The sequence below is a fragment of the Candidatus Hydrogenedentota bacterium genome, from assembly GCA_035416745.1.
Classification (GTDB): domain Bacteria; phylum Hydrogenedentota; class Hydrogenedentia; order Hydrogenedentales; family SLHB01; genus UBA2224.
Genome location: DAOLNV010000052.1, coordinates 28,503 through 31,958 on the forward strand (window position 1 = coordinate 28,503; position 3,456 = coordinate 31,958).

At 62.2% G+C, this 3,456-nt stretch carries 2 protein-coding genes; both read right to left on the reverse strand.

Going from position 1 to position 3,456, the window contains the following annotated elements; translation table 11 throughout:
- The coding region (locus PLJ71_15035) for a hypothetical protein (protein ID HQM50002.1) at positions 1-2,417 on the reverse strand (2,417 nt) is incomplete at its 3' end.
- 66 nt (positions 2,418-2,483) lie between these two features.
- Positions 2,484-3,263 (reverse strand): DeoR/GlpR family DNA-binding transcription regulator, encoded by a 780-nt coding sequence (locus tag PLJ71_15040; GenBank protein HQM50003.1) that lies wholly within the window; start codon positions 3,261-3,263, stop codon positions 2,484-2,486.
- Positions 3,264-3,456 lie beyond the last annotated feature (193 nt).

Below are 3,456 nucleotides of genomic sequence, written 5' to 3' on the forward strand. Positions count from 1 at the left end.
TCGCCGCCCCCCGCTGCATAGAACATCGCTGCCACGCCGCCAAGTTTCGAGCAGGCGCCGGACCATGGCCGGAAATCGATGTCTTGCTCGCACATGCTGGTGACGCCGCCCGCCTCCCACTTCGAGAAGTTGCGGAGCGCGAACTGGATGCATTTCTCGGCGAGCGCCATCCAGTCCGGCGCAAGCGCCTCTTTGCCCTCGATGAGGTAGCGCGCCATTTCGAGGGGCGCCCAGGAGGTCCGGTTGTCGTAAGGGACCTGATCCTCGAAGAACTGCATCCAGTGAGACTCGCCGCGGTTATCGGGGGCGGGGATCTGCACGTCGCGGACCCACTTCCAGAGCGTGTCGCGCGGGCCTTGATACTTATCGTGGCCCTTCGCGAGCAGTTCGTCGAACAGTCGGAGGATGAAGGCCATGTTGCCGTTACGCTCGCCCCAGTGCTGGCCCGTTACCGAGTCGACGCGGAACGGCCACGGCGCCTGTTCGGAGGTGCCGGGCCGCATGTTCTTGACCAGGCAGTCGGCGTTGTGGAGGGCTTGCTCGAGATAGCGCTGGCCGCCTGTGGCGTCGTACAACTTCAGCAGAGCGTACCCGGCCAGACCCCCTTTGTCGGGCTCGATCACGTTTTCGCCGTAATTCGAATCGCCTTGTGAACTCTTCTTGAGGGGGAAGTCGGTGTTGTTGCCTGTGCTTCGAGTGAACAGAGGATAGACGCCCTCGCCGGTGGTGTTGCACTCCTTCACCAGGTAGTCGCCTTGTGCGCGGGCCATATCGAGGAGATACGCATCGCCCTTGCCCGTGTATTCCCAGTATTTGAGATATGACAGAATACCCATGCCGCATTGGCAACCGGCCACGATATCGGTCTTGAAGGGTCTGAATGCGTCGTCAACAAAAGACGAACACACCCACGACGGATACCCATTCACAAGAACGCCGCATGTGCGGTACCAGTCGACCTCGCGCTTGACCACTTCTCCCAACGGGAGGTACGGGATGAGTTTTCCCGCGTCGTTGTAGCGGGCGGTGTGGAATCCGATACGCTCCGGGCGCGCCTGCCGGCCCCGGGGCCCGTCGGCCCATTCCGGCACGGCCGTGAGCGCATCCACGAAATTATGCACCACGTCGGTGTGGCAATCTTCCTGCCAGCTACCCTTCTTGAACTCGTCTTCGAGCCACAAGGCAGCGGGACCGCCGTCTTCGTCCACGAAATAGGTAGCCCAGTTCAGGTTCCGGTACGCCAGTTCCTTGTATTGTTCGCCGCCGCCAGCGGCATAAAACAGGGCCGCAACGGCCCCGAGTTTCGAGCATGCGCCGCCCCAGGGGCGCTTGTCGGAATCCTGTTCGCCCATGAGGACTACGCCGCCGGGTTTCTCGATCGCGAAGTGGGTCATGGCGAATTGGATGCACCGCTCGGCCAGGCTTTTCCAATCCGGGTCGAGTGCGTCTTTCTGTTCGATCAGATAGCGAGCCATCTCGAGGGGCGCCCAGGAATTCCGGTTGTCGTCCTCGGTCATATCCTCGAAGAACTGGATCCAGAGGCTTTGCTCGCGGGAGTCGGGCGCACCGATCTGATACGTTTTGATCCAATTCCAGAGCCGGTCCCGGGCGGGTTGATACTGTGTCATGCCTCGGGCGATGAGGCTGTCGAATAGACGCAGAATATACACCATGTTGCCGTTGCGTTCCCCCCAGTACTCGCCTGTGACGGCATCTACGCGAAACGGCCATGGCGCGCGGGCGGCGTCGCCATCCCGCATGTTCTGCACCAGCACGTCAGCGACGTGAGCGGCCAAGTCCAGGAATTCCGGGCCGCATTGCTCATGGTACAACGTCAAGAATGCATACCCGGCGATGCCGCCTTTATCGGGTTCGATGACGTTGGGTCCGAATTTGGCGTCTCCTTGTGCGCTGCTATCGATGGGAAGATGCGAAAAGACGCCCGTCGAGCGGGGGAACCGGGGATAGGCGCCTTCGTCCGGGGTCAGACAGTGCTCGGCAAGAAAGTCTCCCATCCGCGCTGCCTGCCGCATGACCCGCCGATCCGCTTTGCCGGTATAGCGCCAATACTTGACGTACGAAAGGATCCCCATGCCCGCCTGCGTGGCCGGAATGAAATCCGTGCGGTAGGCCTGGTACGAGCCGTTCATGAACGTGGTATGGAAGTAGACGGGATAGCCTTTTTCTCCATCCGGGCAGCGGAGATACCACTCGACCTCCCGCGTCAGGACATCGTCCCAGGAGGTCCAGGGAAGAAGCCGGCCGGCTTCGTCGTGGACCGCATCATGGAAGCCTATCCTGGCCGGCAAGGCCGCGGCGGCGTCCTCGGCCGCACGGCACGGCGGAACAACCGCCAGGAGTGCGGCGAACAGCGTGGCCCCAAGAACGCGCACGGATCGAATCTCACAGCCTTTCATACTCGCTCTCCTTATGACACATGACGCGGCTAAGATGCCCCGGAAGTCCAGCGCCGCCCACGGTTGTCACGGCCGCACATAGAGCACCTGGTTTCCTGCGCGGTTCAGCCAGCGCCGCGCGGCCGCGGGCACACCCGTATCCGTAACCAAACAGTCGAACTCTTTCAGAGTGGCATACCGGGAAAAGGACGGGGTGCCGATCTTGCTGTGGTCCACAACGAGAATCGATGTTCTACCCGCCGCCAACACCGCCTGGCAAATCCGGGCAAGATCGAGCGCGCGCGTATAGGCGCCGTCCCGTGTGACTCCGTCCGCCCCCACGATGGCGTAGTCGACATGAAACCGTTTCAGATTCTCTTCCGTCAGCCATCCGGTAAGGTCGGGACTGCCCTTGCGCGAGGCGCCGCCGAGCAGGACCATGTCGACGTCATCGCGCGCGTACAGTACCGATGCAATGGCAAGGGAGGAGGTCAGCACGGTCAGTCCCTTGGTGCCTGCGAGCGCCTTTGCCACTTCCGTCGTGGTGGTGCCGCTGTCGAGGGCCAGCGTGGCGCCCGGCGGGACCATGGAGGCCACCTTCCGGGCAATTGCGCGCTTTTCCGCCGAGAATCGTTCGCTTCGTTCCGCAAACGCGAACTCGACCACACCCGCCTTGGATAACAGCGCGCCCCCGTGGGTGCGCACCAGCCGGCCGGCCCGTTCGAGCAGCGCAAGGTCACGGCGAACCGTTGCCAGGCTTACTCCCAAACGCGAAGCGAGTTCCCCGGCAGGAGTCTCTCCCCTGGAAGCGACGTACTCCACGATCCGGTCGTGGCGGACGTTCATCTTGCCTGTGTCGGCGGACATGCTCCCGCTACTCCATCCGTCGTGCTTTGTGTTGGTGCCGGTCCCCAGGCCCGCGCTCGAGCCCTCGCAAGGGCGCTTTCCCCGAAAAGAGCTTGATGGGGCCTGACCTGGATTGTTAGTATAACGCGCAGAAACGCGCACAATCAATCATGGTGCGTTCGCTGCCGGGAGTGTAGTGAATCGTAGTCAAATT

Excerpts from the sequence above, each read along its gene's own strand:
- PLJ71_15040 (HQM50003.1), bottom strand. The coding sequence starts at position 3,263 with ATGTCCGCCGACACAGGCAAGATGAACGTCCGCCACGACCGGATCGTG.